This window comes from Streptomyces sp. NPDC043853 (assembly GCF_056436025.1).
Genome location: NZ_JBWKDJ010000007.1, coordinates 237,657 through 262,170, shown reverse-complemented (window position 1 = coordinate 262,170; position 24,514 = coordinate 237,657). Strand labels below are relative to the sequence as shown.

26 protein-coding genes and 1 pseudogene are annotated in these 24,514 nt (G+C 71.2%); 10 read left to right on the top strand and 17 right to left on the bottom strand.

Going from position 1 to position 24,514, the window contains the following annotated elements; all coding sequences use genetic code 11:
* Positions 1-14 precede the first annotated feature (14 nt).
* Positions 15-428: an organic hydroperoxide resistance protein gene (locus tag AC067U_RS20550; protein WP_478831171.1), complete on the bottom strand. Its 414-nt coding sequence runs from the start codon at positions 426-428 to the stop codon at positions 15-17.
* 127 nt (positions 429-555) lie between these two features.
* Between AC067U_RS20550 and AC067U_RS20545 the strand changes: the two genes are divergently transcribed.
* Positions 556-1,044 (top strand): MarR family winged helix-turn-helix transcriptional regulator, encoded by a 489-nt coding sequence (locus tag AC067U_RS20545; RefSeq protein ID WP_478831170.1) that lies wholly within the window; start codon positions 556-558, stop codon positions 1,042-1,044.
* 112 nt (positions 1,045-1,156) lie between these two features.
* On the opposite strand, the gene AC067U_RS20540 is transcribed toward AC067U_RS20545, so the two are convergent.
* The 4 genes from AC067U_RS20540 to AC067U_RS20525 all read right to left on the bottom strand — a co-directional run bounded on the left by AC067U_RS20540 (position 1,157) and on the right by AC067U_RS20525 (position 4,415).
* Complete coding sequence (locus AC067U_RS20540; protein ID WP_478831169.1) at positions 1,157-1,609, bottom strand: DUF4240 domain-containing protein; 453 nt, start codon at positions 1,607-1,609, stop codon at positions 1,157-1,159.
* A 72-nt stretch (positions 1,610-1,681) separates the two neighbouring features.
* A complete protein-coding gene (locus tag AC067U_RS20535; protein ID WP_478831168.1) occupies positions 1,682-2,548 on the bottom strand; it encodes an NmrA family NAD(P)-binding protein in 867 nt (288 codons plus the stop codon).
* Positions 2,549-2,615: 67 nt separating this feature from the next.
* Positions 2,616-3,557 (bottom strand): sigma-70 family RNA polymerase sigma factor, encoded by a 942-nt coding sequence (locus AC067U_RS20530; RefSeq protein WP_478831167.1) that lies wholly within the window; start codon positions 3,555-3,557, stop codon positions 2,616-2,618.
* Between the two features lie 3 nt (positions 3,558-3,560).
* Positions 3,561-4,415: a helix-turn-helix domain-containing protein gene (locus AC067U_RS20525; protein ID WP_478831322.1), complete on the bottom strand. Its 855-nt coding sequence runs from the start codon at positions 4,413-4,415 to the stop codon at positions 3,561-3,563.
* A 294-nt stretch (positions 4,416-4,709) separates the two neighbouring features.
* Between AC067U_RS20525 and AC067U_RS20520 the strand changes: the two genes are divergently transcribed.
* On the top strand, positions 4,710-6,212 hold the full coding sequence (locus AC067U_RS20520) for an MFS transporter (RefSeq protein ID WP_478831166.1): 1,503 nt from the start codon (positions 4,710-4,712) through the stop codon (positions 6,210-6,212).
* Positions 6,213-6,219: 7 nt separating this feature from the next.
* Positions 6,220-7,200 carry an alpha/beta fold hydrolase gene (locus tag AC067U_RS20515; protein WP_478831165.1) on the top strand — a complete coding sequence of 327 codons (981 nt, stop codon included), beginning with the start codon at positions 6,220-6,222 and terminating at the stop codon, positions 7,198-7,200.
* On the opposite strand, the gene AC067U_RS20510 is transcribed toward AC067U_RS20515, so the two are convergent.
* Positions 7,197-7,625, bottom strand: coding sequence for an SgcJ/EcaC family oxidoreductase (locus AC067U_RS20510; protein ID WP_478831164.1), 429 nt, complete (start codon positions 7,623-7,625; stop codon positions 7,197-7,199). The genes AC067U_RS20515 and AC067U_RS20510 overlap by 4 nt on opposite strands.
* A 59-nt stretch (positions 7,626-7,684) precedes the next feature.
* Here AC067U_RS20510 and AC067U_RS20505 point away from each other — a divergent pair, with 59 nt between their 5' ends.
* Entirely contained in the window at positions 7,685-8,236 is a 552-nt protein-coding gene (locus tag AC067U_RS20505) for a flavoprotein (RefSeq protein ID WP_478831163.1), read from the top strand.
* A 38-nt stretch (positions 8,237-8,274) separates the two neighbouring features.
* Here AC067U_RS20505 and AC067U_RS20500 read toward each other — a convergent pair whose 3' ends face one another.
* A complete protein-coding gene (locus AC067U_RS20500; RefSeq protein WP_478831162.1) occupies positions 8,275-9,441 on the bottom strand; it encodes an alkene reductase in 1,167 nt (388 codons plus the stop codon).
* A gap of 123 nt (positions 9,442-9,564) precedes the next feature.
* Between AC067U_RS20500 and AC067U_RS20495 the strand changes: the two genes are divergently transcribed.
* Positions 9,565-9,936 (top strand): MerR family transcriptional regulator, encoded by a 372-nt coding sequence (locus AC067U_RS20495; RefSeq protein ID WP_478831161.1) that lies wholly within the window; start codon positions 9,565-9,567, stop codon positions 9,934-9,936.
* A gap of 163 nt (positions 9,937-10,099) precedes the next feature.
* Here the strand turns inward: AC067U_RS20495 and AC067U_RS20490 are convergent, their stop codons facing one another.
* The 3 genes from AC067U_RS20490 to AC067U_RS20480 form a co-directional block, all read right to left on the bottom strand.
* A complete protein-coding gene (locus AC067U_RS20490) occupies positions 10,100-10,516 on the bottom strand; it encodes a hypothetical protein (RefSeq protein ID WP_478831160.1) in 417 nt (138 codons plus the stop codon).
* Between the two features lie 51 nt (positions 10,517-10,567).
* Positions 10,568-11,242 carry a hypothetical protein gene (locus tag AC067U_RS20485; protein ID WP_478831159.1) on the bottom strand — a complete coding sequence of 225 codons (675 nt, stop codon included), beginning with the start codon at positions 11,240-11,242 and terminating at the stop codon, positions 10,568-10,570.
* A gap of 1,117 nt (positions 11,243-12,359) precedes the next feature.
* Positions 12,360-13,466: an NAD-dependent epimerase/dehydratase family protein gene (locus AC067U_RS20480; protein WP_478831158.1), complete on the bottom strand. Its 1,107-nt coding sequence runs from the start codon at positions 13,464-13,466 to the stop codon at positions 12,360-12,362.
* A 144-nt stretch (positions 13,467-13,610) separates the two neighbouring features.
* Here AC067U_RS20480 and tap point away from each other — a divergent pair, with 144 nt between their 5' ends.
* Positions 13,611-15,887, top strand: coding sequence for a telomere-associated protein Tap (gene tap / locus AC067U_RS20475; RefSeq protein WP_478831157.1), 2,277 nt, complete (start codon positions 13,611-13,613; stop codon positions 15,885-15,887).
* Between the two features lie 41 nt (positions 15,888-15,928).
* The gene (gene tpg, locus AC067U_RS20470) at positions 15,929-16,483 is read left to right on the top strand and encodes a telomere-protecting terminal protein Tpg (protein WP_478831156.1); all 555 of its coding nucleotides are present in this window, start codon (positions 15,929-15,931) and stop codon (positions 16,481-16,483) included.
* Here tpg and AC067U_RS20465 read toward each other — a convergent pair.
* Complete coding sequence (locus AC067U_RS20465; protein ID WP_478831155.1) at positions 16,473-16,733, bottom strand: hypothetical protein; 261 nt, start codon at positions 16,731-16,733, stop codon at positions 16,473-16,475. The two genes, tpg and AC067U_RS20465, sit on opposite strands and share 11 nt — an antisense overlap.
* A gap of 206 nt (positions 16,734-16,939) precedes the next feature.
* Here AC067U_RS20465 and AC067U_RS20460 point away from each other — a divergent pair, with 206 nt between their 5' ends.
* A complete protein-coding gene (locus AC067U_RS20460) occupies positions 16,940-17,764 on the top strand; it encodes an ATP-grasp domain-containing protein (protein ID WP_478831154.1) in 825 nt (274 codons plus the stop codon).
* A gap of 262 nt (positions 17,765-18,026) precedes the next feature.
* Positions 18,027-19,217 carry a GRAS family protein gene (locus AC067U_RS20455; RefSeq protein ID WP_478831153.1) on the top strand — a complete coding sequence of 397 codons (1,191 nt, stop codon included), beginning with the start codon at positions 18,027-18,029 and terminating at the stop codon, positions 19,215-19,217.
* A 120-nt stretch (positions 19,218-19,337) separates the two neighbouring features.
* Here AC067U_RS20455 and AC067U_RS20450 read toward each other — a convergent pair whose 3' ends face one another.
* From AC067U_RS20450 to AC067U_RS20430, 5 genes are all read right to left on the bottom strand, one after another.
* A complete protein-coding gene (locus AC067U_RS20450) occupies positions 19,338-20,435 on the bottom strand; it encodes a ParB/RepB/Spo0J family partition protein (protein ID WP_478831152.1) in 1,098 nt (365 codons plus the stop codon).
* Positions 20,432-21,163, bottom strand: a complete 732-nt coding sequence (locus AC067U_RS20445; RefSeq protein ID WP_393576199.1) for a nucleotide-binding protein — start codon at positions 21,161-21,163, stop codon at positions 20,432-20,434. Before AC067U_RS20445 ends, AC067U_RS20450 begins: the two co-directional genes overlap by 4 nt.
* A gap of 483 nt (positions 21,164-21,646) precedes the next feature.
* Positions 21,647-22,285, bottom strand: coding sequence for a hypothetical protein (locus AC067U_RS20440; RefSeq protein ID WP_478831151.1), 639 nt, complete (start codon positions 22,283-22,285; stop codon positions 21,647-21,649).
* The gene (locus AC067U_RS20435; protein WP_478831150.1) at positions 22,195-22,545 is read right to left on the bottom strand and encodes a hypothetical protein; all 351 of its coding nucleotides are present in this window, start codon (positions 22,543-22,545) and stop codon (positions 22,195-22,197) included. The genes AC067U_RS20440 and AC067U_RS20435 overlap by 91 nt, the downstream gene beginning before the upstream one ends.
* A gap of 127 nt (positions 22,546-22,672) precedes the next feature.
* Positions 22,673-23,701, bottom strand: coding sequence for an alpha/beta hydrolase family protein (locus tag AC067U_RS20430; RefSeq protein ID WP_478831149.1), 1,029 nt, complete (start codon positions 23,699-23,701; stop codon positions 22,673-22,675).
* Between the two features lie 159 nt (positions 23,702-23,860).
* On the opposite strand from AC067U_RS20430, the pseudogene AC067U_RS20425 reads away from it, so the two are divergent.
* Positions 23,861-24,120 (top strand): annotated as a pseudogene (locus AC067U_RS20425) (TetR/AcrR family transcriptional regulator); the annotation flags it as partial.
* 31 nt (positions 24,121-24,151) lie between these two features.
* Here AC067U_RS20425 and AC067U_RS20420 read toward each other — a convergent pair.
* Positions 24,152-24,454 carry a hypothetical protein gene (locus AC067U_RS20420; protein WP_478831148.1) on the bottom strand — a complete coding sequence of 101 codons (303 nt, stop codon included), beginning with the start codon at positions 24,452-24,454 and terminating at the stop codon, positions 24,152-24,154.
* Positions 24,455-24,514: the final 60 nt, after the last annotated feature.

Below are 24,514 nucleotides of genomic sequence, written 5' to 3'. Positions count from 1 at the left end.
ACCCGACCACCCGACTACTCGACGACGAGCTCGACGGGGATGTTGCCGCGGGTGGCGCGGGAGTACGGGCACACCTCGTGCGCCTTCTTCACCAGCAGGGCGCCCGTCTCCCCGGCCAGCTCCTCCGGCAGCTCGACGCGCAGCGTGACCGAGAGCCCGAAGCCGCCGTCCGCCTCCGCGCCGATGGAGGTCTCTGCGGTCACCGAGACCTCGCTGGTGTCGACCTTGGCCTGACGGCCGACGAGGCCGAGGGCGCTGGCGAAGCAGGCGGCGTATCCGGCGGAGAACAGCTGCTCGGGGTTGGTGCCCTTGCCACTGCCGCCGAGGGCCGGCGGCATCGCCAGCGCGAGGTCCAGCTGACCGTCGGAGCTGACGGCGCGGCCCTCACGTCCGTTGGCGGTGGCGACAGCGGTGTACAGCGCGTCCATCGAGGGTTCCTCTCTGAGATCGGAGGCCCGGCCCCGTTCGGGGACCGGCCCGGCCACAAAGATGGCACACAATTCAGTTGTGCACAACTAAATGGCCCACAGCTTTCCTCGCGCTACACTGGACCCCATGACCGAGCAGCCGACCGAGCAGCCGACCGCCACCCTCGCCGACCAGGACTTTCTCCGCCTCGACGGCCAGATCTGCTTCTCCCTGAACGCGGCGACCCGCGCCTTCGGCGGCCTCTACCGGATCGTCCTGAAGGACCTCGGGCTCACGTACCCGCAGTACCTGGTGATGCTGGTCCTGTGGGAGCACGGCGAGATGCCGGTCAAGCAGCTCGGACAGCACCTGCGGCTCGACTCGGGCACCCTCTCCCCCCTCCTCAAGCGCCTGGAGGCGACCGGCCTGATCCGCCGCGAGCGCAGCAGCGAGGACGAGCGCTCGGTCCACGCCCAGCTCACCGAGGCCGGCACCGCCCTCCGCGCCCGTGCGGTGGAGGTCCCCCGCCGCATCGCGACCGCGACCGGCTTCCAGCTCGCCGAGATCCGCGATCTCCAGTCCCGCCTTGACCGCCTCACCACGGCCCTGGACGCCGCGGCCGAATCGGGCCTCTGAGCACCCCCGTGTCCCAGGGTCCCGTTCGGCCGGGAACCCGCGCGGCTGGTCGGGCAACCGGCTTTCCGGCTCCGGCTCCGGCCCTCGGACTCCGGCCCTCGGACTCCGGCCCTCAGGCTTCGCTGCCGCCCAGCCAAGTGCCTGACCAGCCGTCGCGGTTGGAGAAGGATTCGTAGGAGTAGCGGGTGGCGCGGGGCCACTGCTCGCCGGTGAGGTGTTCGTACGCCTGGTCCGGGACGTAGAGGAGGTCCTCCGCCCGGGCCGGGCCCTCGGCGTACGGGGCGAACTCGGCCGGATCGGCCAGTACGGACTCGTACGTCGCCCGGCCGGCCGCCACGACCGCGCACCGGATGTGGAGGAACGCCTCTCCCCCGAGGCCGCGACCGTACTCGCGCCGGTCGAGCCGGTACAGCAGCCAGGACAGCCGCTCGGCGAAGGCGACCACCCGGTGCAGCGGACCCGTCGAGAGGGCCACCGTCAGCGCCGCCGCGAGGAGGTCGGCGTCCGGGTCGGGCCCGGCCGGGCGGCAGTCCTCCAGCAGATCCCAGAAGGCGTTCTCGTCCATGCCCGCAGCATGGCGGACGGCCGTGGCGGGGTGGCCCCGGTCGCCCGAGACGGCCACCCCGCGCCGTTCCTTTCAGGCCAGGTCCCAGACCCCGGTGGCGGCGGCCCGGCGGGCGTAGTCCGCGAAGTCCTTCGGCTTGCGGCCGAGGGCTTCCTCGACGCCGTGCACCAGGTGGGCGTTACGGCCGTCCAGGATCATCGTAAACAGGTCGGCGAACTCCTCAGGGAGGCCGTTCTCGCGCAGCACCGCGCGGTACTCCTCGTTGGTGACGGAGACGTACGCGATCTCGCGGCCGGTGGCCTTGGACAGTTCCGCGGCCACGTCGCCGAAGCTGAGCAGGCGCGGACCGGAGAGCTCGTAGACCTTGCCGATGTGGCGGTCGTCGGTCAGCGAGGCCACGACGACGTCGGCGATGTCGTCGGCGTCGACGAAGGGCTCGACCGCGTCCGCGGTCGGCAGGGCGATCTCGCCGGCCAGGACGGGCTCAAGGAAGAAGCTCTCGTCGAAGTTCTGGTTGAACCAACTGGCGCGGACGACGGTCCAGTCGGCGCCGGACGCCCGCAGCCGGGCCTCGGCCGCAGCGGCGGCCTCCTCACCCCGCCCGGAGAGGAGGACGAGGCGGTGCGCGCCCGAGGCCACGGCCAGTTCGGCGAAGGCGCCGATGTGGTCGGCGGCGCCCGGGAAGGCCAGGTCGGGGTAGTAGGTGATGTACACCCGGTCGACGCCCTCCAGGGCCGGGCCCCAGGTGGCGGGCTCGTGCCAGTCGAAGGCGGGGGTGCCCCGGCGGGAGCCGATACGGACCCGGCGGCCCTGCGCGGTGAGCTTCTCGGCGACCCGCCGGCCCGTCTTGCCGGTTCCCCCGATGACGAGGGTCGTGGCCTGGTCCTGCTGCGTGGTCTGCGTGGTCTGACTGGTCTGCGTGTTCTCCGTGTTCGTCATGCCTATAGTCAAGCTCGGGGCGGTGAGACGGAACATAGCCCCGAAGCTCAGCTGCATACGCGAGCGTCTAACCTTCGTCCGGCTCCGCCGTGAGGCCGAGAGCCGTAAGGCGCTCCGGGTCGTTGAGGATGTCGATCGCGACGATCCTTCCGGCCTGGACGGTGAACGCCATCAGGGTCACCGGCCTGCCGTCCGTGAACGCCACGAAGCCCGCGGCCCCGTTGACCAGGACCGGCACCGCCGTCTGGGCGAAGGCCGCGAAGGTGATCGCCTGCGAGGCCACGGTGTCGGCACCGCGCATGAGCCGTCCCGGCCGCAGCGCGCCGCCGTCGGCGCGGGCCACCACGTCCGGGTCGAGGACGGACACCAGGGCGTCGAAGTCACCGCCGCGCGCGGCGGTGAGGAAGGCGCTGACGACCTGGCGCTGCCGGGTGAGGTCCGGGTCGGGAACGGTGGGGCTCGCCTGGACGCGCCGCCGGGCGCGGCTGGCGAGCTGCCGGGTGGCGGCCGGGGTGCGGCCGAGGACGGGGGCGATCTCCTCGAAGGGCACGGCGAACAGGTCGTACAGCACGAACGCGAGCCGCTCGGCCGGGGTCAGCGTCTCCAGCACCACGAGCAGGGCGATGCCGACCGAGTCGGCGAGCAGGACCGCCTGTTCGGGGTCGACGGTGTCCGTGCGGCTGATCACCGGGTCGGGAATGCGTACCTGACCGTCCGGCCATTCCAGGGGGTCCTCGCGGCGGGACGCGCGCGAGCGCAGCAGGTCCAGGCAGATGCGGCCGACGACGGTGGTCAGCCAGCCGCCCAGGTTGGTGACCTCGCCGGTGTCGGAGCGGCTGAGTTTGAACCACGCCTCCTGTACGGCGTCCTCGGCCTCGCTGAGCGAGCCGAGCATCCGGTAGGCGACCGCGCGGAGGTGGGGCCGGTACTCCTCGAACCGCTTTGCGAGGAGGTCGTCGTTCCGGCCGTTGTCCGCCTCGTTCCCGTTCTCGTTCACGTTTTTGTTCATCCGTCACATCATGCGGGGTGAGGTGCGGGTACGGACCGTGCCGGCCAGCAGGGTCAGGGCCGCCGCCGAGGGCGAATCCGGGGCGGCGCTGTACATCAGCATCCGGTGTCCGGTCCCGTCACCGAGGTTCGAGGTCTCGAAGTCCAGCGAGAGCGGGCCGACCACCGGGTGGTGCATGGTCTTCACCCCGACCCGGCATTCCCGTACCGGCTGTCTGGCCCACAGCTCCGCGAACTCCGGGCTCTGCAGCATCAGCGAGCCGATCAGCTCCGCCAGCGCCCGGTCCTGGGGGTGTCGGCCGGCCACCAGGCGGAGGGCGGCCAGGGCCGTCCGGGCCTCGGTCCGCCAGTCCGGGTACAGCTCACGGGTGTGCGGGTCGAGGAAGAGCATCCGGGTCAGGTTGGGCCGGTCGGCGGGCCGGTCCGGGCCGTCCGCGGCAAGGTGGCCGGCGAGCAGCGCGTGCCCGAGCGGGTTCCAGGCCAGGACGTGGTTCCGGCGGTCCAGCACCACGGCCGGTACGCCGTCCATGGCCGCGAGCAGCTGCCGGGTCGCGGGTCGTGCGTACTCCGGCCGCGGGGGCCGCTCGCGCTGCGCGCGCGGCGGACGGGCCAGGTCGCGGAGGTGGCTGTGCTCGTCGGGTGTCAGCCGCAGGGCCCGTGCCAGCGCGTCGAGCACTGCGTCGGAGGCGTTGCTGCTCTGCCCCTGTTCCAGGTGCGTGTAGTACGTGATGCTCACGCCGGCCAGTAACGCCAGTTCCTCGCGGCGCAGTCCCGGGACCCGTCGCCGGGTGCCGTGTACGGGCAGGCCCACGTCCTCCGGGCGGATCCGGTCCCGGCGGGAACGGAGGAACGCACCCAGCGCCGTCGTCGAGCCGGATCCTGCGGCTGAGGCTGAGGCTGAGGCTGAGGCTGAAGGTGAGGCTGAGGCGGCGGTCGTTGCTGCGGTGGCGAATGCTGATGCTGATGCGTCGGTACGGGCCATGGCTGCAAGTCTGCGCCGGGAGTGCGCCGTTCGGGGGTCCCGAGGGTGGCCCTGCGAGTGCCACCTTCCGCAGCACCAGCACCGACAGGCTTCTGGGTAACCCCGCCGCGACCCAGCAAGGTCGTTCCCGAGACACCCGAGAACGGGACGTGGAACGAAAGGTTGCCGGTCATGGCGATGACAGAACGTACGACGAACGCACCGCAGGACTCCGCAGCCGGCGGTCCGGCCCAGCACCAATCCCAGGCCCCGGCCCACGCCCCGGCCCGGCTGGACGGGCGGCTGCGGCTGGTCCTGCTGGTGCTGCTGGTCGCGCAGTTCATGTTGGCGGTGGACTTCTCCATCCTCAACGTGGCCCTGCCGGTCATCGGCGAGGGGCTCGGCTTCTCCCTCTCCGGGCTCCAGTGGATCGCGACGGCCTTCGCCCTCTCCGCGGCCGGGTTCACCCTCCTCTTCGGCCGGATCGCCGACCTCTTCGGACGCCGTCGTCTCTTCCTCGGCGGACTCGCCGTACTGGGCCTGTCCTCCCTGGCCGGCGGGCTGGCCACCACCCCGGAAATGCTGCTGACCGCCCGCGTCCTGCAGGGTCTGGCCACCGCCGCCGTCACCCCGGCCGGGCTCTCCCTGCTGACCACCTCCTTCCCGGAGGGCCCGTTGCGGCAGAAGGCGCTCGGCCTGAACGGGGCGCTGATGTCGGCCGGCTTCACCACCGGCGCCGTCCTGGGCGGGCTGCTGACGGACCTGCTGTCCTGGCGGTGGGCGTTCTTCATCAACGTCCCGGTGGCGCTGGCCGTACTGCTCGTCGCCCCCGCCGTCATCGCCGAGTCCCGTCCGGCCGTCCGGCCGCGGCTGGACGTGCCCGGCGCGGTGAGCGTGACCCTCGGACTGCTCGCCCTCGTCTACGGGATGACCCTCGCGGGCGAACACGGCTGGGGCCACGCTCCGGCCCTGGTCTGGCTCGGGGCGGGCGCGGTCCTGCTGGCCGTCTTCCGGGCCGTCGAGGCCCGGGCCGCCTCACCGCTGGTGCCGCTCTCCGTCCTGAAGCGGCGGACCGTGGCCTGGGGCAACGCCGTAGGCCTGATCGCCTTCCTGACGGAGACCTCCCTGGTCTTCCTGATGACCGTCTACCTGCAGGAAGTCCTCGGCCGCTCGCCGCTCGCCGCCGGGCTCAGCTTCTCCGTGCTGGGGCTGGGCACGGTCCTGGGCGGCGTACTCGCCCCGCGGGTGATCGCCGCCGGCTCCACCCGGCGCACCCTGGTGGCCGGCGGACTGCTGCAGGCCGCCGCCACCCTGGCCCTGGTCGGGCTGGGAACGGACGGGGACTCGCTGTGGCTGCTGCTGGGTGCCACGTTCGCGGGCGGCGTCGGCAACATGCTCGTCATCGTCGGCTTCATGGTCACTGCCACCACCGGGCTGCCGGACCACGAACAGGGGCTGGCCACCGGCCTGGCGACCATGACCCAGCAGGTGGGCATCACCATGGGCACCCCGATCATGAGCGCGGTCGCCGCGTCCCGGACCGAGGTGATGGACGGGATCAGCACCGCGGTCCTGGTCAACGCCGGGCTTGTGCTGGCCGGCGTCCTGGCCGCCGCACGCTACCTCGGGCCGCGGACCCGGTCGGGGCGCTCCTCGGAACGCACCTCGGGACGTCCCTCGGAACGCACCCGATAATCCGATCATGAACTGGACCGAACACATCGTCGTGAACGCCGAGTCCGAGAAGCCCGAGAAGTCCGAGAAGTCCGAGAAGTCCGAGGAGAGCGGCCAGATCGGCCGGAGCGGTCAGAACCGAGTAGTGCGGCTGGCCTGCCGGGTCTGGGGGCGGCCGGGCAGCACCCGGCGGCCCGTGGTCCTGCTCCACGGCCTCGCCGGCCACGCGGGCGAGTGGGACGCGGCCGCCGAGCACCTCGCCGGCGATCGCCGGGTGGTCGCCCTCGACCAGCGCGGACACGGCGCGAGCGAACGCCGTCCCCGTGACGTTTCCCGTGCCGCGTACGTGTCCGACGTACGGGCCGTCATCGAGCGGCTCGGGCTCGACCGGCCGGTTCTGGTCGGCCAGTCCATGGGCGGCCACACCGCGTTGCTGGCCGCGGCCGCACACCCCGACCTGGTGAGCGGGCTGGTCCTGGTCGAAGCCGGGCCGGCCGCGGCGGACCCCGGGACCCCGGAGGCGATAGCCGGCTGGCTGGATACCTGGCCGGTGCCGTTCCCCTCGCGGGAGGCCGCAGCACGCTTCCTGGGCGGCGGGCCGGTGGGTGACGGGTGGGCGGCGGGCCTGGAACGGCGTACGGATGGCACGGACGGTACGGACGGTACGAACGGTACGGACGGGTGGTGGCCTCGGTTCGACCGCGAGGTCATGGTAGCGGCGATCACCGGGGTCACCGCCCGCCCGTGGTGGCCGGAGTGGCAGCGCGTCGCGTGCCCGGCCCTGGTGGTGCTCGCCCAGAACGGCATCGTCCCGGCCTCCGAGGCCGAGGAGATGCTGAGGCTGCGGCCCGACGCCACCACCGCCGTGTGCGTACCGTCGGCCGGGCACGACGTCCACCTGGAACGCCCGGAGGTGCTGCACCCGCTGCTCGCGGACTTCCTGGAGCGAATGGACCGTACGACGGACCCCGCGGCAGACACCAGGACAGGAGCGGCGGCAGACCGTTAGGCCTTGTGCACGACCGTGTTCTGGCAGGCGGTGAGCAGCCAGGGGCCGTCCCCGTCCTTCGTCATCACGTAGAGCGGAACGCCCTGGTCGCCCTCGCCCTCCTTCGGGTGGTAGACCTGGCTCACCTTGACCGCCGCCACGTCGGGGCGCAGGAACTGCACGTGGGTGACCTCGTAGGTGACCTCGCCGTCCCAGGACGCGCTCGGGAGCACCTCTCTGGTGAATTCGGCGATGGCATCCAGGCCGATCAGGACCTTGCCGCCGCCCGTCGTCCACAGGGCGTCCGGGTGGAAGAGCGCGAGGAAGGCCTCGGGGTCCTTGGCCCGCTGGGACGCCTCGACATCGGCGACCACCTGCTTGATCGCTTCGATGTCGGCGGGGCGGGCGGAGTCGGTGGTCGAGGCTTCGTTCGGTGTCGTGGTCATGGAGATCATGGTGCAACCTGAACCCCCATTGAGGTCAACACATAAGATCACATGCTGATATGACGCGAACCCTGTATCTGTTCTGCTCCGCCGCCCCGCCCGTCTTCGACGTGGCCCGGGTGATCGAGGATGCCCAAGTCCGCGGCTGGGACGTCTGCCTCGGCCTGACGCCGACGGCGGCGCACTGGTTGTCCGGCAGTCTCGACGGCCTGGCCGCGCTGACCGGGCATCCGGTGCGCTGGCAGTACAAGTTCCCCGGCGATCCCGACGTGTGGCCCGTGGCCGACGCCCTGCTGTTCGCCCCGGCCACGTTCAACTCGGTCAATGCGTGGGCCCTCGGCCTCACCGACCGGTTCGTCATCGGCGTGGCCGCCGAGGCGCTCGGGAAGGGCACCCCGGCCGTCACGATGCCGTGCGCGAACGAAGCCCTGGCCCGGCACCCGCAGTTCGAGCAGAGCCTCACCGTGCTGCGCGGTGCGGGCGTGGAGGTGCTGAGCGGCGAGAGCGGCTACGCCCCCGGCCCGCCGGGGACCGACGATCCCGGCCCGTTCCCGTGGGACGTGGCGCTGGAGTCCATCGGGCGGGTGGCTGCGGGGATCCGGCAGTCGTAGCCGCCGGTTGAATCCGCCGGTTGCCGTGTGCTGGCGGGTCACGCCGCGCTGAGCGAATGCCCCGGAGCGGTCGCGAGGGCGGGATAGTCGGTGTAGCCCTCCTCCCCCTGTACGTACATCAGGAACTCAGGCCGCACGGGGTTCAGCGGGGCGTCCGTCCGCAGCCGCTCGACGAAGTCCGGGTTGGCCAGGAAGCCCCGGCCGAGCGCGATCAGGTCGGCGCCCGCGGCGAGCAGCCGTTCGCCCTTCCGCTTGCCGCCGTCGGCCGCCAGTTCCTCGTGCGACAGCCGCGGGTTGGCGATCAGCGTGCCCGGCCAGATCTGGCGGATCCGCCAGTACAGGGGCTGGTCCGGGTCTGCGTACACGAGGTGCAGGTAGGCCGGGCCGATCTCGGCCAGGGCCGCCAGGAGCAGCGGGTAGATGACCTCGGTGTCGCTCTCCTCGGCCGCGTTGACGATCAGGCCGGGTGAGATCCGCACGCCCACCCGTTCCGGGCCGATGGCCTCGGCCACGGCCCGGACCACCTCTACGGCGAACCTGATGCGGTGCTCCGCCGGGCCACCCCACTCGTCGGTGCGGAGGTTGGTGCTGCCCGCCAGGAACTGGTGCAGCAGATGGCCGTTGGCGGCGTGCACCTCGACACCGGCGAAGCCCGCCTCGACGGCGTTGCGGGCGGCGTTGGCGAAGTCGGTGATGGTGGAGCGGATGTCCTCGGCGGTCATCTCGCGGGGCACGACGGCCTCCTGGAGGCCGCCGGGGGTGTGCAGCGGCTCCGGGAAGCGTACGGCGGAGGGGGCGAGGGGCCGGTGGCCGCTGGTGTCGGGGTGGCCGACCCTGCCGCCGTGCTGCAACTGCAGGAACATCCGGCCGTCGGCCGCGTGCACCGCGTCGGTGACCCGGCGCCAGCCGGCCACCTGCTCCGGGGTGTGGATGGCGGGGATGTGCGGGTACGTCTGGCCCACCGCGTTCGGGGTGGTCGCCTCGGCGATGATCAGCCCGGCGGAGGCGCGCTGCGCGTAGTACGTCTCCATGAGCTCGCCCGGCACACCGTCGGCGCCGGCCCGGTTGCGGGTCAGCGGGGCCATCACCAGTCGGTTGGGGAGCTCCAGACCACCGAGGCGGGCCGTCTCGAACAGTCGTGAAGAGTCGTGCTTCTGAGTCTGGGTCTGAGTCTGGGTCTGGATCTGGTCCTTGGTCTTCGTCATGCCCGTACGGTAGAAGTTGTCACCAGTGTCAAGTTCAAGTTCGAAGAACCCTGACGACCACGACCACGACCACGACAGCGACTACGACACGACAGCGACAGCAGCGCTCGGCGGAGGCGGGAAATGCGGATCGGACAACTGGCGGCACGCACCGGGGTCAGCGAGCGTTCCCTGCGCTACTACGAGAAGCAGGGGCTGCTGGTCTCGGACCGCACCCCGGGCGGCCACCGCGACTACTCGGAGGCGGCCGTCGACCGGGTCATCCGCATCCAGGAACTGTTCGCGGCCGGGCTGCACAGCTCGAAGATCGCACAGATCCTGCCCTGCATGCGGGACACGGACGGAGGGCCTTCCGTACGCGCGACCCCTCGGCTCGTCGCGGAACTCACCGCGGAACGCGAACGCATCGACCGGATGATCACCGATCTGCTGCGGTCCCGCGAGGTCCTGGACGAGGTCATCGCCACCGCCTCCGGGAGCCTGCCCGTGGCGTGATGAAGGATCGGCGCATCCTGGGCTGGAGCCGACCCAGGCGACGGTTTCAAAACCGGGTTTTGAAGACGGAGCCGCCCGGACCCGCGGACCAAACCCGGGAACGGGAACACCAACGGGAACACCGACAGGAACGGAACGGGAACGGGAACGCGTCGGAACCGACTCAGGCGACCTGCAGCTTCGGGCGGCCCGTCGGGGTCGGCGGGGCCTGGTGGTACGTGGGCAGCTTCAGATTGGGCAGGTCTCCCGCCTTGATACGGGCGAGGGCCGCGCGGAACGCCGCCTCCATGGCCTCCGGGGTCTCGTACTTCGCCGCCAGCGGGTGGAGCCGGTAGGAGTTGCCGTTCCGCTCCTCACTGCGCGGGCGCAGCACGATGTTCAGGTCGCACAGCGGTGCCATGAGCCCGCTGACGGCCTGTGGCGTGACCCCGTACTCGGCCGCCATGTCCTTCTGTCGGACGGGCAGGGTGCCGCCGAAGTCGCTGCGGGAGACGAGGTACTGGAGGAACTTCACGGCGGAGCCTGACAGCGGCAGGGCCCAGATGCGCTCCGCGACGATCGGAGACATGACGTTAGGCATGGGACGGCCTTCCTCGAAAGCGGACGCCCGTGCAGGGGCATGGCAGCACCATCATCCGGTACGCCTCCTTCCGCGGGGGCGGGAATCGAGCTCGAAGCCGAGGTCCAGCTCCTCCTGATGGGCGCCTTCCGGTCCGACCGCGTACGGGAACGCACCGGTGTCGTGGTCGTGCCGGTCGGCGATGTCGGCGAGCACTTCTTGCTGGGCCGTGCTGTTGCCGTGGAACCACAGGCGCACGTTGATCTGGATCCGGCCGTTGCCCGCCTTCTCCACCCAGTTGTAGCCGCACAGCGCCTGCACGGCGCGGTTGACCGTCGAGCGCGTGATCATCTTGCCGCCCTTCTGCGCGGCAATCCTGTTCAGCCCGTCCGTGATCTCCTGCTGCGTGTACTGGGTGATGCCGGTGCCGGGCACCTGCCCCCCGGCCACGAACAGGAAGACGCACAGCTGGGACTTGGTGATGCTGTTCGCGACGGCCAACTGCGCCAGCAGTTGGGTGAACCAGTTGCTGGCCAGGCTGTAGCCGGCACCACCGGCCATGTCGTGGACGGACTTGGGGTCCGCCGCGTACTCGAAGTGGACGCCGGTGAGGCGACGGCGACCACCCGGGTCGGTGGCCTGCGCCACCTGCTCCCCCAGCTGTTGGCCGAGCACCGCCAGGATGTCCCCGTACTCGGCGTCGTCCCCCGCGGCGGAAGGAGCGGGCACGGCGGGTACGGCGGGCACGGATCGGGGCCCGCCCCCTCGCCGACGGGCGGGCGGATCAGATGTCACAGGACCAGGCCCCCTTGCTACTCACGGCCCCGAGACTATCCAAAAAATCAACGTGTGCTTGTCTTTTGGCGCCGCGGCGCGCCGACGAGGCCCCGGATCCCGGGCGCGTTCGAACAAGGCGTCAAAAATCCACGCCACGTGAAGTTTTTCGGGGCCGAAGGAGCGGAAATCCACGACTGCTTGACTTTTGTTGCCGTGATGAGGGCACGTTTCGAGTGACCCGCGAGAGTGCGTCGGGCCCCCCGGGCCCTCAGGCCCAACCGTCTGACCTGCGACGATCCCACGGGCTTCGGCGCCGCCAAAAACTCCACGCCTGCTTGATTTTTCGGCGAAATGTGCTCGCCAGGTACACATTTCACGGACCCAAATGTGTCCTGGGGAGCACACTCCCTCGGGAGAAACAGCAGGTCAGAGGCCAGTTCCGGCTGCGGCCCTCTTATTAAAGAGCAACCCGCCGCTACCGTCCTGCGGCAGGCGGGGCGGGGCGTCCCAGCTGTGCTTGCCCATCACCACCAGCCCTCAGCGCACAGGCCACAGGGCACGACCCGCAGCCTTGAGCGCACCGGCACCGTTGCCTGTGCCGGCAACTGACGCACCACCACTCCGAATGTGCTCCCCGGGACACACACCACCGTGGACATCAACCCACGCACCTGTGCCGCATGGATCCCGCGGCCGACCGATCTGCGGGCCGCCCCATCCTCAGCCCGGTGACCTCACCCGCCATCGCTGTCGCAGTCCCTCGTGCCCAGGGAGGGCGCCCAGCGCCCGACCGGTGCACCAGCGACCGTCAGGGAGCTGGGGCAGGGCGCGAGGGTGGGCGGGTCCAGGGCGCCTCAGCGCCTGGCGAGGGGGTCTGGGGGGCGAGGAGCCCCCCATGCCGTGGCCGGTCCAGCGCGGCCCGGGCGCTGGCGGGGTCCAGGGGCTGGCCCCTGGGACGTACGGTCCGCGGCCGACGAGGCACAAGAACCCCGGCTCAGCCGGTCGGCGGGGACCGAGCCGTCCCAGACCTCGAAGACGCCCCCCGGAGTGGCAGGGGTGTCGGGGAGCGGGCATCAGTGACCGGGCATCAGTGACTGGGCATCAAGGACCGGGCATCAGGGGCGAGCTGACAGTGCCTCCGTGCCTCTTCGCGGTACCAGGGTGCGTAGGTCGCGAACGCCTCCGTGAAGCGCGGTCCGGGGGATGCCGCGAGTTCGCTCCAGAGCCTGCCGCTGTCGTACCAGTGGTCGACGGTCAGCAGGGACACCAGTCGGTTCAGCCTGGCGGCTCGGGCTGCGCGCTCCGGGCCATCCCCCGTGCCGACCATGCCGCCGATCAGTTCCAGCGCGCCCGCCCGGTCCGTGTCGCCGGTCGGCAGGGGCAGGCCCAGTGCGCCGGCGATCGCTTCCAGGGCCTGCCGGGCGGTGACCGGTTCGGGGTGTGCCGCGTGCAGCACCCGCCCGGCCGTCCCGGCGCCCGCGCCGGGACCTCGTACGGCAAGTTCCGCCAGCGCCGCTGCCAGGGCGTCCACCGAGATCATCGACATCCGGGCCCGGCCGCCGTCCACCCAGTACGGCAGCCGCGCGAGCATCCGTACCAGCTCGGGCACCACCCAGCGGTCACCGCGGCCGTAGACCAGGTGCGGGCGCACCACGGTGCCGCCCGCGGCCAGGACCAGCCGCTCCCCCGCCAGCCGGGTGGCGCTGGTCACCGAGCGCGGCTCCTCGGCCAGTTCGCCTTCCGCCGCGCCCCGATGAGCGCCGTCCCGGTACACGGCCGCGGTGCCGAGCTGCACGATCCGGCGCACTCCGGCCCGCTTCGCCTCGGCGAGCAGGTCCCTCGTACCGGCCTCGTTGACGGCCCGGCAGTCCTCCTCGGGGCCGCCGATCCGAGCGGCGAGGTGCAGCAGGGCGCCCACCCCGTCGCAGAGGCCCCGCAGGGTGTCGGGCCGCGTCAGGTCGCCCCGCACCAGCTCCACACCGGGCATCAGGGGGAGCTCACGGTCTCGCACCAGCACCCGCAGCGGCACCCCCTGCGCGGCCAGCCGTGCCACCACGTGCGTCCCGACGAAACCGGCCCCGCCCGTGACCAGCACCGGTTCCGTGCGGCCCTCCCCCACCGAGCCGTGCCCCGCCGAGCCGTGCCCCGCCGTCGTCTCCGGCGCCAGTTCTCTCGTCTTCTCCGGCCTCGCCATCGCATCCCCCTTGGATCGCCTGTCCGGCAGAAGAACATACCAGCCGACTGGTTTTTTATAAGGCTTATGTACGAACAGACTTGCGCTGTGTGTTCCGTGTGCGTTCTGAGGTGCGATTGGCCTAGGCTCACCTCGGAGGTCCCCATGCACCACGAGCAAGACACCCTGTTCGCGGCGGTCGATGCGCTACTGGCCCAGACCGCGGGCAAGGACGCACTGCCCGCACCGGACGAGCGCAAGCGCCTGCGGGAAGCCGCCGGTCTGAGCCAGGACCAGGTCGCGCGGGCCCTTTCGGTACGGCGGGAAACGGTGACCTCCTGGGAGTCCGGCCGTACGGACCCGCGGCCGCCGAAGCGGGCCGCCTACCTGCGCCTGCTGGAGGGGCTGGCGGACCTTCACCCGGCGGAGTCGGGGCCGGAGTCGGACCTCGGCTCGGAGCCGGAGCCGGAGCCCGATCCGGGGGCGGAGCTCGCTTCGGGACCCCGGCCGGAGCCAGGACCTCTATCGGAGTCCGGGCCGGACTCCACACCCGGTGCCGGGCTCTCCCCCACTCCCCCGGCCGAGCCGGAGCCGCAGCACGCCCGCCCGGCGGAACCGGCGGTCGCCCCGTCACAGTCGGCCGCCCCGTCACAGTCGGCCGCCCCGTCCCCGGCCGACACCGTTCCGGATCCCGTTCCGGATCCCGTCCGCGCGGCGGCCCCCGGACCGTCCCGCGCCCGGGCGCGGCGCCCAACCCCGTCGGCCGCCCCGCAGGGGGATGGTCACGGGCCGCTCGCCGTACTCGACGGGACCGGGCAGGCCCATGCCGCCGGCGGGCTGATCCTCCCCCACCCGGCCGCCAGCCTTCCCGAGCTCCTCACCTGGGCGCTCACCGAGGCCGGACTGCGGTCCCCGCGCCTGCACCCCAACGGCCGGGACGGCGACCCCCTGCTCGTCCTCACCCCGGCCGCCACCGAGGCCCTCGGGCTGCCCCTCGTCCTCGAGGACCGCCGCGGCCTGCGGCTCCCGGACAACCACCCGGTCGTCAAGCAGCTGGCCAAGGCCAAGTGGCAGCTGACCCGGCGCGGCTTCGGGCCCTGGCCCCGCATCTACCGGCCCGCCTCCCCCACCACCGGCCGACAGTGCGTGCAGCTCGCCGTACTCCCCTGGGGCGCGCTCGATCCCCGGGCCTGGGGCGAGCACACCGCCGAGCTGCCCGCGCCGGAACTGGCCGACCTGCTCACCACGTACGCCGCCCGGGTCCTGACCCCGCGCGGTTCCACCGCCGTCACCGGCCTGGAGCTGATGACGGCCCTGCGGCCGCCCACCCGTGCCGTCAAGGACCCCGGTACCGGCACCTGGGTGCCGGCCCCCGTCGCGGGCTCCCTCACCCGTGCGGTCGATCCAGCACCCCCGGAGGCTCCGGACGAGCACCCGGTCATCGCGGCCCTGTACCCGCGCGGCCACCGGCGTACCCCTGACGAGGTGCTCGACGAGGAGGCGTACGACTGGATCCGCGACCCCCAACTCCTCACGGACGCCGAGTGTGCGCGCACCCACGCGGTCGGCCTCGACGTCAACATGGCCTTCGCCGCCGCCGCCAACCGGCTCACCGTCGGCACCGGTCCCGCTGTCCGTCTTCAAAACCCGGTTTTGAACCCGAAGCTCCCCGGCTGCTGGCTGGCCGATCTCTCCGGCATCGAACTCGATCCCCGGCTGCCCAGTCCGTTCACCCCGGACGGGCGCCCGCCCGCCGGTCCCGCCTGGTACGCGACCCCCACCCTCGCCTACGCCGTCGAGCTCGGCCACGAGGTCCGTCCCCTCGATGCCTGGGTCCGGCCCGAGCACGGCCCGTACCTGGACCCCTGGTACGGACGGCTGCGCGACGCCTACCTGGCCACCATGGCCGACCTGGGTGTGAGCAGCACGCTGACGGAAGCCGAGTTCCTGGACGCCATGGAGATCCACAAGGCGAAGGACCCGGTGCGTGCCGCCGTCCTCTCCGCGATCAAGGCCACCGTCAAGGGCGGCATCGGCAAGCTGCGGGAGCGCCCGCAGGGCGCCGCGTACCGGCCGGGCGAATCCTGGCCCGCGCTGGAACGGCCCACCTGGCGGCCCGACATCCGCGCCGCCGTGATCTCCACGGCCCGGGTCAACATGCACCGCAAGATGAACAAGCTGGCCACCGACGCCGGCCTGTACCCCGTCGCGGTCCTCTCCGACTGCGCGGTCTACCTGGCGGACGGCCCGAGCCCGCTGGACTTCCTCCCGCGGACCCCGGACGGCAAGCCGCTGCCCGGCGGGTTCCGGCTCGGCGTCAGCCCGGGCATGGTCAAGCACGAGGGCACCCAGCCGATGCTGTGGGCGGTCCAGCTGCTCGACCAGGGCCACAATCCGGCCCGGCACATCAAGGGCCACGACGCCGCGGCCGACGGCGAGTAGGGAACACCGTGAACAGGGGAGCAGGGGAGTAACGGACGCTCATGCCCGAGATCAGCGACAGCCTCACCAGAGCCGACGAGCAGCACTTCACCCGGCCGGCACCCAAGTCGGCCGGAGCGCAGATGCGCTTCCTCGTCAAGCGGCTCAAGTCGACCCGAGCGGTCGCCACGCTCCTCGGCATCTCCCAGCGCACCGTCGAGCGCTACGTCAAGGACCAGCTGAGGCGGCCCAAACCGGCGCTCGCGGCCCGTCTGGAGGCCGAGGTGCGGCGCCGCTGGCAGCCCCTGGTCCGCAAGCGGGCCCGCGACCGGGCCGCCCGTACCACCGGCCTGGTCATCGAGACCCGCGCCCGCTTCGGCTTCACCGCCGCCCCGGGCAGCACCGACGACGGCCGCATGCGCCGCATCACCCAGCACCTTCCCCCGGAATACGCCGAACGCCTCTTCGCCGCCCAGCAGTCCGGCGCCACCGAAGACCGGCTCCGGCACATCGCCGCCGAGGGCCTGCAGGAGATGTACTTCAAGGACGGCGGGGCCCGCGCGCAGGGGCTGCTGGTCGAGTTCACCGACATCGACTACGTGGACTTCAGCTTCTGAACATCCCGTTCCGGCCGGCACCCCCGCGGTTCGGCTCCTGAGCCGAACCGCGTTGGTTGTCACAAGGGCTGCCTTGGAGGCCGCTCATGAACGGAGATGTCGGCAGCCGAGTGGCCGCCGCCTGGCCGGTGTCCAGGCCAGCGATCTTGTTGACGACGGTGGTGCGCAGGAAGGAGAGAAACTCCCACTGCAGACGGAGCTCGTCATCCGCCGAAGTGGACGGCCATTCGCGCTCCAGCGAATCAGCCATCGGGCCTGCATTCGACATCCGGGCAGTCCATGTGCGTGAGGGGGCAGGCTCGCGATGCCGACGCAGGCGCAGCCTCCAAATGATCACAGAGCATCACAGCTCCATGATCGAGAGCCTCCGCCTGCCTTGTCCCTGGGGTGTCCCATGACGGTGGGCGCCCGAACGCTGTGGACTGTTCGGCCGAATCGGTGGCATCGTCAGCGATCGTGACGGATCACGGTTTCCTGGCGTTGGCGCCGCAATACACCACGACATCCGAACTGCTCTCGACATCGGCACGTCGGCGGGGGATGGATGTTGAAGCACTTCCCGCCCGTGGCGGTGCGGGCACCGCCACGGGGAGGTCGGGTGGCCACTACTATGGCGGACCCGGTTTCGCAGCACGTGTCGTGGATGACCTCGAGCTCGCGCTCTTGGAGCCGGCTGACGACTGGCTGGCCACACTGCCCCAGGGGTACACCGGACGGCGCATCACCATGGCGACGCTGGGCGAGGCGCGCCGTCTGTCCCGCCCGGCGTTCGTCAAGCCGCCCAGTGACAAGAGCTTCCCGGCAGCCGTCTACACCAACGGTGGTTGCCTCCCGAGAAGGCCGGAGCTGTCGCCGGACATGCCGGTACAGATCAGCGACGTGGTGACCTGGGCAGCGGAGTTTCGGCTGTACCTCCTGGACGGCGAGGTCCGCACGGGTTCGCAGTACGCCACCTTCGGCCGTCTCGACGCCGAGCGGCTGGACGGGCACCGCCATGAAGACAGTGTCCTGGAGTTCGCGGACGATCTGCTGGCCACGTGCGGCGATGGCCTGCCCAGCGCGGTGGTGGTGGACGTCGGGCTCCTGGCCACACCTGAGCACGGCGCCGCCGACCAGTGGGCGGTGGTCGAGGCGAACATGGCGTGGTTCAGCAATTGCTACGCCGCCGATCCTGACCGGGTCCTGGACGTCGTCCTGCGCTCAGCTGGTCCGCGGTCACAGCTGGCCGAGCGTGACCGCCGGTTCTGCCGGAACATCGCGGACGCTCACCCGGCCGGTTGAAATGCCGTTGTGATCAGTGACGACAACCATGCCGACCCGGTGTCGAAGGAGCCGGCTTCAAAACCCGGTTTTGAAAACAGGGCGGAGAGGGGAGCCGGGAGGCACCCGCGACGACTTCAGCTTGTAGGTCCCGTTCCCGGTCCCGTTCGGAATATCGGCGTGCCTGTTCGCCTTCGGCGGTCATCCTCGACAGGGTCGGGTCGGTCGACGGACAGTCGAGCCGACTCCTCCGACCGGATGACCGCAGCGAAAGGGTCCTGTGATGAGGTCCGAGAACGAACTCCGCGGTGTGAGCGAGGAGTACGCCCTGCTGGCCGAGGCCGCGGCGGCGGCCGAGGCCGACGACCTGGAGACGTCGGCCCGCGCCCTCAAGCAAGCACGGGAGGATCCCGCGGACGATCCACTCCTGCTGGACTACTACCTGGAGGGTTTCGAAGCCCGGCTGAACGCGCCCGTGCGGGACACCACGGGGCAAGGGGACACGACAGGTCCACGGGGCACAGCTGCCGGGCAGCACACCGCCGAGCCGGGGACTTCCGAGCAAGGCACCACCCAGCAGGGCAACCTGTACCTGCGCTCGGAGGACGTGGCGCAGATCGACCTGTTCGCGGTCCTGGGCCGGCACCTTCCACTGCTCCGCGCCGCCCGGCTGGCCAACGACAACCTGCTGCCGTTCCTCCGGGACGAGGAATCCGCGACGGTCCTCTCACTCGGCATCGGCAAGGGCCAACAGGAATGCGACCTCCTGGCCCGCGCCCCCCGCTTACGCTCCCTGCACGTCATCGGCGTGGACGTGGCGGGCGACAGCCTGACCACGGCAGAGGCTGCGCTGCGCACCGCAGGCGAAAGGGCGGGCACCACCGTGGCCGTCCATCCCGTGCGGGCCGCCACCGAGCACCTCGACGAAGGGGTGTGGGAGCTGGTGCGGCGTGCTCCGCGTCCGCTGCTGGTGACGGCCTCGTTCGCGCTGCACCACATGCGGGACACCGCGGGCGAGGACGCCCGTGCCGCCCTCTTCCGGCGGCTCAGAAGTCTCGCGCCGGATGCGGTGGCGCTGTGCGAGCCGGACTCGGACCACCACAACGTGCCGCTGTCGGCCCGCTTCGCGAACTCCTGGCACCACTACGGGACCCTCTTCAAGGCGATCGACAGCACGGGAGCGAGCGGCCCCGAGAAGGACGCGATGAAGCGCTTCTTCGGCCGGGAGATCCACAACGTCATCGGAGCGGCGGACGAGGACCGCTACGAGCGCCACGAACCCCTGCGGGTATGGGCCGACCGGTTCACCGCGCACGGGTTCCGCCTGGTGAGACCGCTCACCCCGGAGCCCGACACCCAGCCGGGGTTCACCACCCGCGCGCGGGACACGGAGATCGAACTGGCCTACCGGGGTACTGCTCTGGCCGGTGTGCTCATCGCCGTCCCGCAGCAGGGTTTCAAAACCGGGTTTTGAAACGGCGGTGAGGAAGAGGCCGGCAACAGAGATGGCCCGCAGCCTCCGGGAGCAGTGCTCCGGGGCTGCGGGCCACCTGTTTTCAAAACCGGGTTTTGAACTGTGTGTCTGGTACAGCCTTTACAGCTGGTCCAGCAGCAGCTCGGCCAAGTGCCGCCGGTACGCCCCGTCCGTCAGCTCCTGGAGACCGGCGACCAGATCCTCCGGCCGGCCGGCTGCCTCGAGCAGCTCCGCAAGCAGGGGGAGTATGGCGATCCCGGGCAGCACCGGCTCCGCCGCGGGGGTCTCGGTGCGAGGCTTCACCACCGGGGCCGACACGGGCTCGGGAACCGCCGCCGGAACCGGGGCGGCGGGGGCGACCGGGGCGGCCGGCGCCGGGGGAGTGACGGGGGCGACCGGCACCGCGGCAGCAGCCGGTGCCGGTGCCGGTTGCGGTGCCGGGGGAGCGACCTCGACCGGGGGAGTGGCAGCCGAGGGGGCGGCAGCCGGGGGAGTGACGGTGGCCGGCTTGGCCTTCGGCAGCTCCGCCTGGCGCTGGAGCTCGGCGAACTGGGCCCGCTGCTCCTCGTGGTCGGCCGTTCGGGCGGCCAGCTCGCGCGCCGCCTTCAGCTTGAACACCCCGGCGTCCACCCGCCGCTGCAGCTCGGGAGCGAGCCGCAGCAGGGAGAGGCGGTGCGACACGTACATCTGCGACTTGCCGATGCGTGAGGCGACCTTGTCCTGGGAGCCGTACCTCTCCACCAGGCCCTGCAGGAAGGCGGCCTCCTTGCACGGCTCGATCGCCTTGCGGTGGATGTTCTCGATGATGACCGCTTCGTCGAGCAGCCCCTTGCCCTCACCGAGGTGGTCCTGGACCTTGATGTCGATCCGGGTCCAGCCGAGCTGCCGGGCGGCGGCGAAACGGCGGTTTCCGTTCACCACGACCCAGTCCGCGGTGCCGACCGCCTTCGTGTGCTCCGGCTTGAGCCTCAGGAAGACATCGCGGGAGACCACGACCACCGGCTGGAGCTGGCCCACCTCCTTGAGGGTGACCATGAGTTCCTCGAAGCCCGGGTCGCTGGTGCTGTACTCGCCCTCCCTGCGGGGGTTGCCCGGGTTGCCGATGACGGTGTGCATCAGGGCCGTGGTCGGCGGGGCCGTGGCCTCCGGCTCCGCGGACGAGGCCGAGGCGGAGGACTTCTCCCCGATCAGGCTGGCGAAGTTGGTGCGCTTGCTCATCGGCGCTTGGCCCCCGCCCCGATCTCCAGCGCCAGCTTGTAGAAGTCTTCACGGGCCTCCATGGCCACGCGGTTCTTCTTGTAGCGGGTGACGACGGTGCCCTCGACCGCCGCTCGGGCGTGCACCTTGTAGTGCCGGATCACGGTGTTGGCGAGGTTCCAGCCGCTGCCCTCGATGAACGCCCGGGTGTCCTCCAGATCCGCGATGCCGTCCCGGGGATCCCAGTTGTTGATCACCACCCAGTAGGGGAGGCCGAGCGGCTTGACGACCTCTTCGATGGTGGTCTGGGTCGGAATGAAGCCGAGGGGCTCGGGCTCCACCGGGATGATCAGGTCGTCGGCGTTGGCGAGCACGGCCCGCATCGCGTCGGCGGCGGCACTGTCGCCGAACGGGTCGCCGGCCCGGCCGAGCTCGTCCTCCGGCAGGTCCATCCAGCCGGGGGTGTCGATGAACGCGTGCTTGACCTTGCGGGTCTTCTTGAGGTCGGGGAAGTAGGTGAGGTCCTTGCGGGACTTGGTCTGGATGAAGGAGAACGGCAGGTCGTCGCCGACCCGCTCGGACCACCAGGTCGCCGAGCCCTGCGGGTCGCTCGAAACGGCGACGACGTAGTCGGGCTCTCCCGGAGGGGCTTCACCGAGGACCTCGGCCGCTACGGCGGCCACATTGACGGTGAGAGTCGATTTGCCGACTCCGCCCTTGCGGTTGATGACGGCAGTGATGCGTGCCATGAGTTGGTACTCCGTAGGTTCCGTGTGCTTCCCGACCACGAGAGGGCCGGTACTAGCGGACCGGGACAGCATTGCACGTCAAGAGCTTTTGTCGGAATCTCACACCACCGAATCCACCCCGGAGTTCAAAACCCGGTTTTGATGATCTTGCAGAACGTCCGCGATTCTGCGTATTGGGCGCCTTCCTCAACCCCCGCCCCCCGAAGGACTTTCAAAACCGGGTTTTGGTGATCATGGTCGTGGGAGTCGATGAGCTCTGGCCGCGGCCTCGGACAGCAGACTCGGGCCGCGGCCTCGGAGCTTCGGCCTCGGAGCTTCGGCCTCGGAGCTTTGGCCTCGGAGCTGCGGCCGCCGGCCCGGCCTGTGCCGCACTCTTCAAAACCCGGTTTTGAAGATCTTGGGCGTGCGGCCCCGGACGGGCGTCCATCCAGCGGTTGGCAAGCGGACCCCGCACATCCCGTCGAGCCCCGGCCTCTCCGGGCGCTACTCTCCCGGCATCTCCGGACCGACGTTGGTGATCGAGTTGGCCGAGGGCGTCTCTCCTGATGCGCTGCGGCAGTTCCGCGCCCTGATGGTGGAGCTGTCCTCACACTTCGACGAGAAGCGACCGGGGGAGTTCCACGTGAACGTGCCCGCAGCGACCACGTGGCCACGGCCCTGCTGACCGCCGCCGTCATGGACGTCATCGGGGGTGTGGCCAAGGCCGAGCTGCCCGAGGGACAGACGTCGGTCGTCGCCGACCTTCCGGGGGTCCGGGGGCTCACGGACGAGGAGGGATCGCTTCGGGACGTTCCTCGGGCTTCCTGAGCCGAAGAGTTCCTCGGCACCGCCGACTACGTCCGCACCCGCCGGGCGGCCGATCCACATGCGGCCTTCGCTGCGACGGTCGAGGGCGAACTCGCCGGATCGAACTTCGCCTCCAACTGGGGCAGCGTCGGGTACTTCGGACCGCTGACCGTGCGTCCGGACGGCGAGATATCCGCTGAGCAGTTCGCCGACCTTCTTGAAGGTGGGGATCGCCACGGGCGCGTTCATCGCCAGTTGCGCGTCCTCGCGCAGTGGTTCGTCGCTGTCGGTGCCGAAGCAGACCCCGATGGTGCCGGCGATGCCTGGGCGCCGCACGCCCCATTCCTGTGCAGCCCGCCGAGTGCCTGGCGGGTCGCCTCGACGGGTGCGTCGGGGACGGGCGGCCAGGGGCAGGACCCTGCCAGATGCACGATGCCGGTGATGTCGTGGCGGCGGCCGATCTCGAGCAGGGCTTCGCGGTCGGTGACGTCCACGTGTTCCACGGCCAGGCGTGCGCCGTCGAGTACGGCGGGGAGTTCACGGGCCCGGCGTTGGACCACGACGCAGTCTTCGCCCAGGTCGATCAGGGAGCGCACGGTATGGGTCCCGATGAACCCGAGTCCTCCGGTGACGAGGCCTGGCCGGGCGCGCCGCACCGAAACCGTTCGGCACCCCCTCACGGGAGGTACGGGCCGACGACTGCGGCGGCCCGTACCCCGGGTTTCACCGAGCACCACTTGGTGTCGCGGGCATTTCCTTGCCGTTGGCCGGCTCGGAGCCGGCGGCGCCTTGGCCCTGCTTGGATTCGACGCGTCCGATGGGGCTGGGGTCGGCTGCCAGTGCGTCGCGGGCCGTCTGCCAGGCGGGGTCTCCGGGGTAGAGCTCGCTGCGCAGGTAGGCCCAGGCGAGGTGGGCGAGGGCGGTGACCCGCCCGGGGTTCTCGTCCGTGGTTTCGGCGACGTCGTATCCGGAGATCCCTCCGAGCCCGTGTTCCGCGTCGAACAGGGTGAGCAGGGACTTGGGGCCCGGGGCGAGGGTGTAGGGGTCGGTGTGCCAGTCCGGGCCGCTGACCGTCAGGAAGGCGGAGTCGTCCTTGTCGCCGGCGATCACGAGCGCGGGCGTCGTCATCGTGGAGAAGTCGGTGGTCAGGAAGAAGGAGTAGTTCTCGACGGTGAACTCGGTGAGGGCGTCACCGCCCCGGCCGGGCGCGGCGAGCAGTACGCCCGCCTTGATCCGCGGGTCGGCCAGGTCCACTTCGGTCCCGTCGTGGGGATCGGTGAGGCGGGCGCCGAGGAGCAGGCTCGCGGTGTGCCCGCCCATCGAGTGCCCGGCGACGGCGACCCGGCTCCGGTCGAGGCGGCCGGCGAGCTGCGGGACGACTTCCTCGATCATGTCGAGCTGGTCGAGGACGCGTGTCATGTCCTCGACCCGGGTGCGCCAGTGCTCGGCCCCGGGGGTCTCGGGGGCCGGGCCCAGCGTCCTGGAGTCCAGGTGGGTGGGCTGGATCACGACGAAGCCGTGTGCGGCCCAGAAGTTGGCGAGCGGGGCGTAGCCGTTGAGCGAGGAGAGGTTGTTGGAGAAGCCGAGGCCGTGCGAGAGGAGGATGACCGGCAGTTCGCTCCCGCTCGCCGGGGCGGAGACGCGTACCTGGAGGTCCACGGCACGGCCGGGCGCCGGCAGCACCACGGGGCTGACGGAGACGACGGGCAGGGGTGAGCTGGAGATGTCGGTGGTGACAGCAGGTGCACTCATGAGGAACATGCCCTTCGATGACCGCCGCCGCCGACCGCGCGGGGCCGGCGGCGGGTATGGCGGAGAGCCCGCTTTCGGCTGACCAGAAAACGGATCGTTGTTCCATTTACAATACGGAACGCTGATCCGTTTCGTCAACGGTCGCCGGAAGGAAGCGCGGTGCCCACTGCAGGCCCGGCCGAAGGAGCGTCCGCCCGCAGCAAACGGGCCGACGCGGTGCGCAACCGGGCAGACGCTGCTCGACGCCGCCGCCGAGGTGTTCATGACCTCGGGGATCAATGCGCCGATCCGCCGGATCGCGGCCGCGTCGGGCGTCGGGCGTCGGGCTGGGGACGCTCTACCGGCACTTCCCCACCCGGGCGGACCTCGTCATCGCCTTCGGCAGACAAGCGGAGCCGGGGGGTGGCGCCGCGCGCCCCGGCAGCACGGGACGTCCGGTCGGCTGGTCGGCTACCAGCTGACCCGTACGGCCCGCCGGAGGGCGCGCCGGAGGGCGCGCCGGGTCTTCCCCGTACGCCCGGTCGGGCACGTCGAGGATCCCGAGGTGCTCCGGTTGCAGCGGGTGCGGGCCTGGGTGGCCCTCGCCGTGTCGGGGGTGTTGCTGGCCGCGTTCGGTGGCTGGCAGGACGTGGCGGAGGCATGGCAGCAGTCCGTGCAGCGGCTGCTGTTCGCGCCCTGGCTGGCGCTGTCGAGTGCGGTGGTGGCGGTGGCGCTGCTCTTCTGGGCAGCCCGGCCCGGGACGCGGCGGGCCATGCGGACGCAGCTGTGGCCGGCCGGCCGGCCGGCCGAGACTTCCGAGAAGGCCAGGTCATT

What these genes read in the sequence shown, in the direction of transcription:
- AC067U_RS20420 (WP_478831148.1), bottom strand. Translation starts at nt 24,454, where the DNA reads ATGGCCCGCCGCGTCCCGGGCCGGGCTGCCCAGAAGAGCAGCGCCACC.
- AC067U_RS20515 (WP_478831165.1), top strand. Translation starts at nt 6,220, where the DNA reads ATGAACTGGACCGAACACATCGTCGTGAACGCCGAGTCCGAGAAGCCC.
- AC067U_RS20430 (WP_478831149.1), bottom strand. Translation starts at nt 23,701, where the DNA reads ATGAGTGCACCTGCTGTCACCACCGACATCTCCAGCTCACCCCTGCCC.
- AC067U_RS20520 (WP_478831166.1), top strand. Translation starts at nt 4,710, where the DNA reads ATGGCGATGACAGAACGTACGACGAACGCACCGCAGGACTCCGCAGCC.
- AC067U_RS20540 (WP_478831169.1), bottom strand. Translation starts at nt 1,609, where the DNA reads ATGGACGAGAACGCCTTCTGGGATCTGCTGGAGGACTGCCGCCCGGCC.
- AC067U_RS20455 (WP_478831153.1), top strand. Translation starts at nt 18,027, where the DNA reads ATGAGGTCCGAGAACGAACTCCGCGGTGTGAGCGAGGAGTACGCCCTG.
- AC067U_RS20465 (WP_478831155.1), bottom strand. Translation starts at nt 16,733, where the DNA reads ATGGCTGATTCGCTGGAGCGCGAATGGCCGTCCACTTCGGCGGATGAC.
- AC067U_RS20445 (WP_393576199.1), bottom strand. Translation starts at nt 21,163, where the DNA reads ATGGCACGCATCACTGCCGTCATCAACCGCAAGGGCGGAGTCGGCAAA.
- AC067U_RS20495 (WP_478831161.1), top strand. Translation starts at nt 9,565, where the DNA reads ATGCGGATCGGACAACTGGCGGCACGCACCGGGGTCAGCGAGCGTTCC.
- AC067U_RS20510 (WP_478831164.1), bottom strand. Translation starts at nt 7,625, where the DNA reads ATGACCACGACACCGAACGAAGCCTCGACCACCGACTCCGCCCGCCCC.
- tpg (WP_478831156.1), top strand. Translation starts at nt 15,929, where the DNA reads ATGCCCGAGATCAGCGACAGCCTCACCAGAGCCGACGAGCAGCACTTC.
- AC067U_RS20550 (WP_478831171.1), bottom strand. Translation starts at nt 428, where the DNA reads ATGGACGCGCTGTACACCGCTGTCGCCACCGCCAACGGACGTGAGGGC.
- tap (WP_478831157.1), top strand. Translation starts at nt 13,611, where the DNA reads ATGCACCACGAGCAAGACACCCTGTTCGCGGCGGTCGATGCGCTACTG.
- AC067U_RS20530 (WP_478831167.1), bottom strand. Translation starts at nt 3,557, where the DNA reads ATGAACAAAAACGTGAACGAGAACGGGAACGAGGCGGACAACGGCCGG.
- AC067U_RS20480 (WP_478831158.1), bottom strand. Translation starts at nt 13,466, where the DNA reads ATGGCGAGGCCGGAGAAGACGAGAGAACTGGCGCCGGAGACGACGGCG.
- AC067U_RS20450 (WP_478831152.1), bottom strand. Translation starts at nt 20,435, where the DNA reads ATGAGCAAGCGCACCAACTTCGCCAGCCTGATCGGGGAGAAGTCCTCC.
- AC067U_RS20505 (WP_478831163.1), top strand. Translation starts at nt 7,685, where the DNA reads ATGACGCGAACCCTGTATCTGTTCTGCTCCGCCGCCCCGCCCGTCTTC.
- AC067U_RS20535 (WP_478831168.1), bottom strand. Translation starts at nt 2,548, where the DNA reads ATGACGAACACGGAGAACACGCAGACCAGTCAGACCACGCAGACCACG.
- AC067U_RS20545 (WP_478831170.1), top strand. Translation starts at nt 556, where the DNA reads ATGACCGAGCAGCCGACCGAGCAGCCGACCGCCACCCTCGCCGACCAG.
- AC067U_RS20490 (WP_478831160.1), bottom strand. Translation starts at nt 10,516, where the DNA reads ATGCCTAACGTCATGTCTCCGATCGTCGCGGAGCGCATCTGGGCCCTG.
- AC067U_RS20500 (WP_478831162.1), bottom strand. Translation starts at nt 9,441, where the DNA reads ATGACGAAGACCAAGGACCAGATCCAGACCCAGACTCAGACCCAGACT.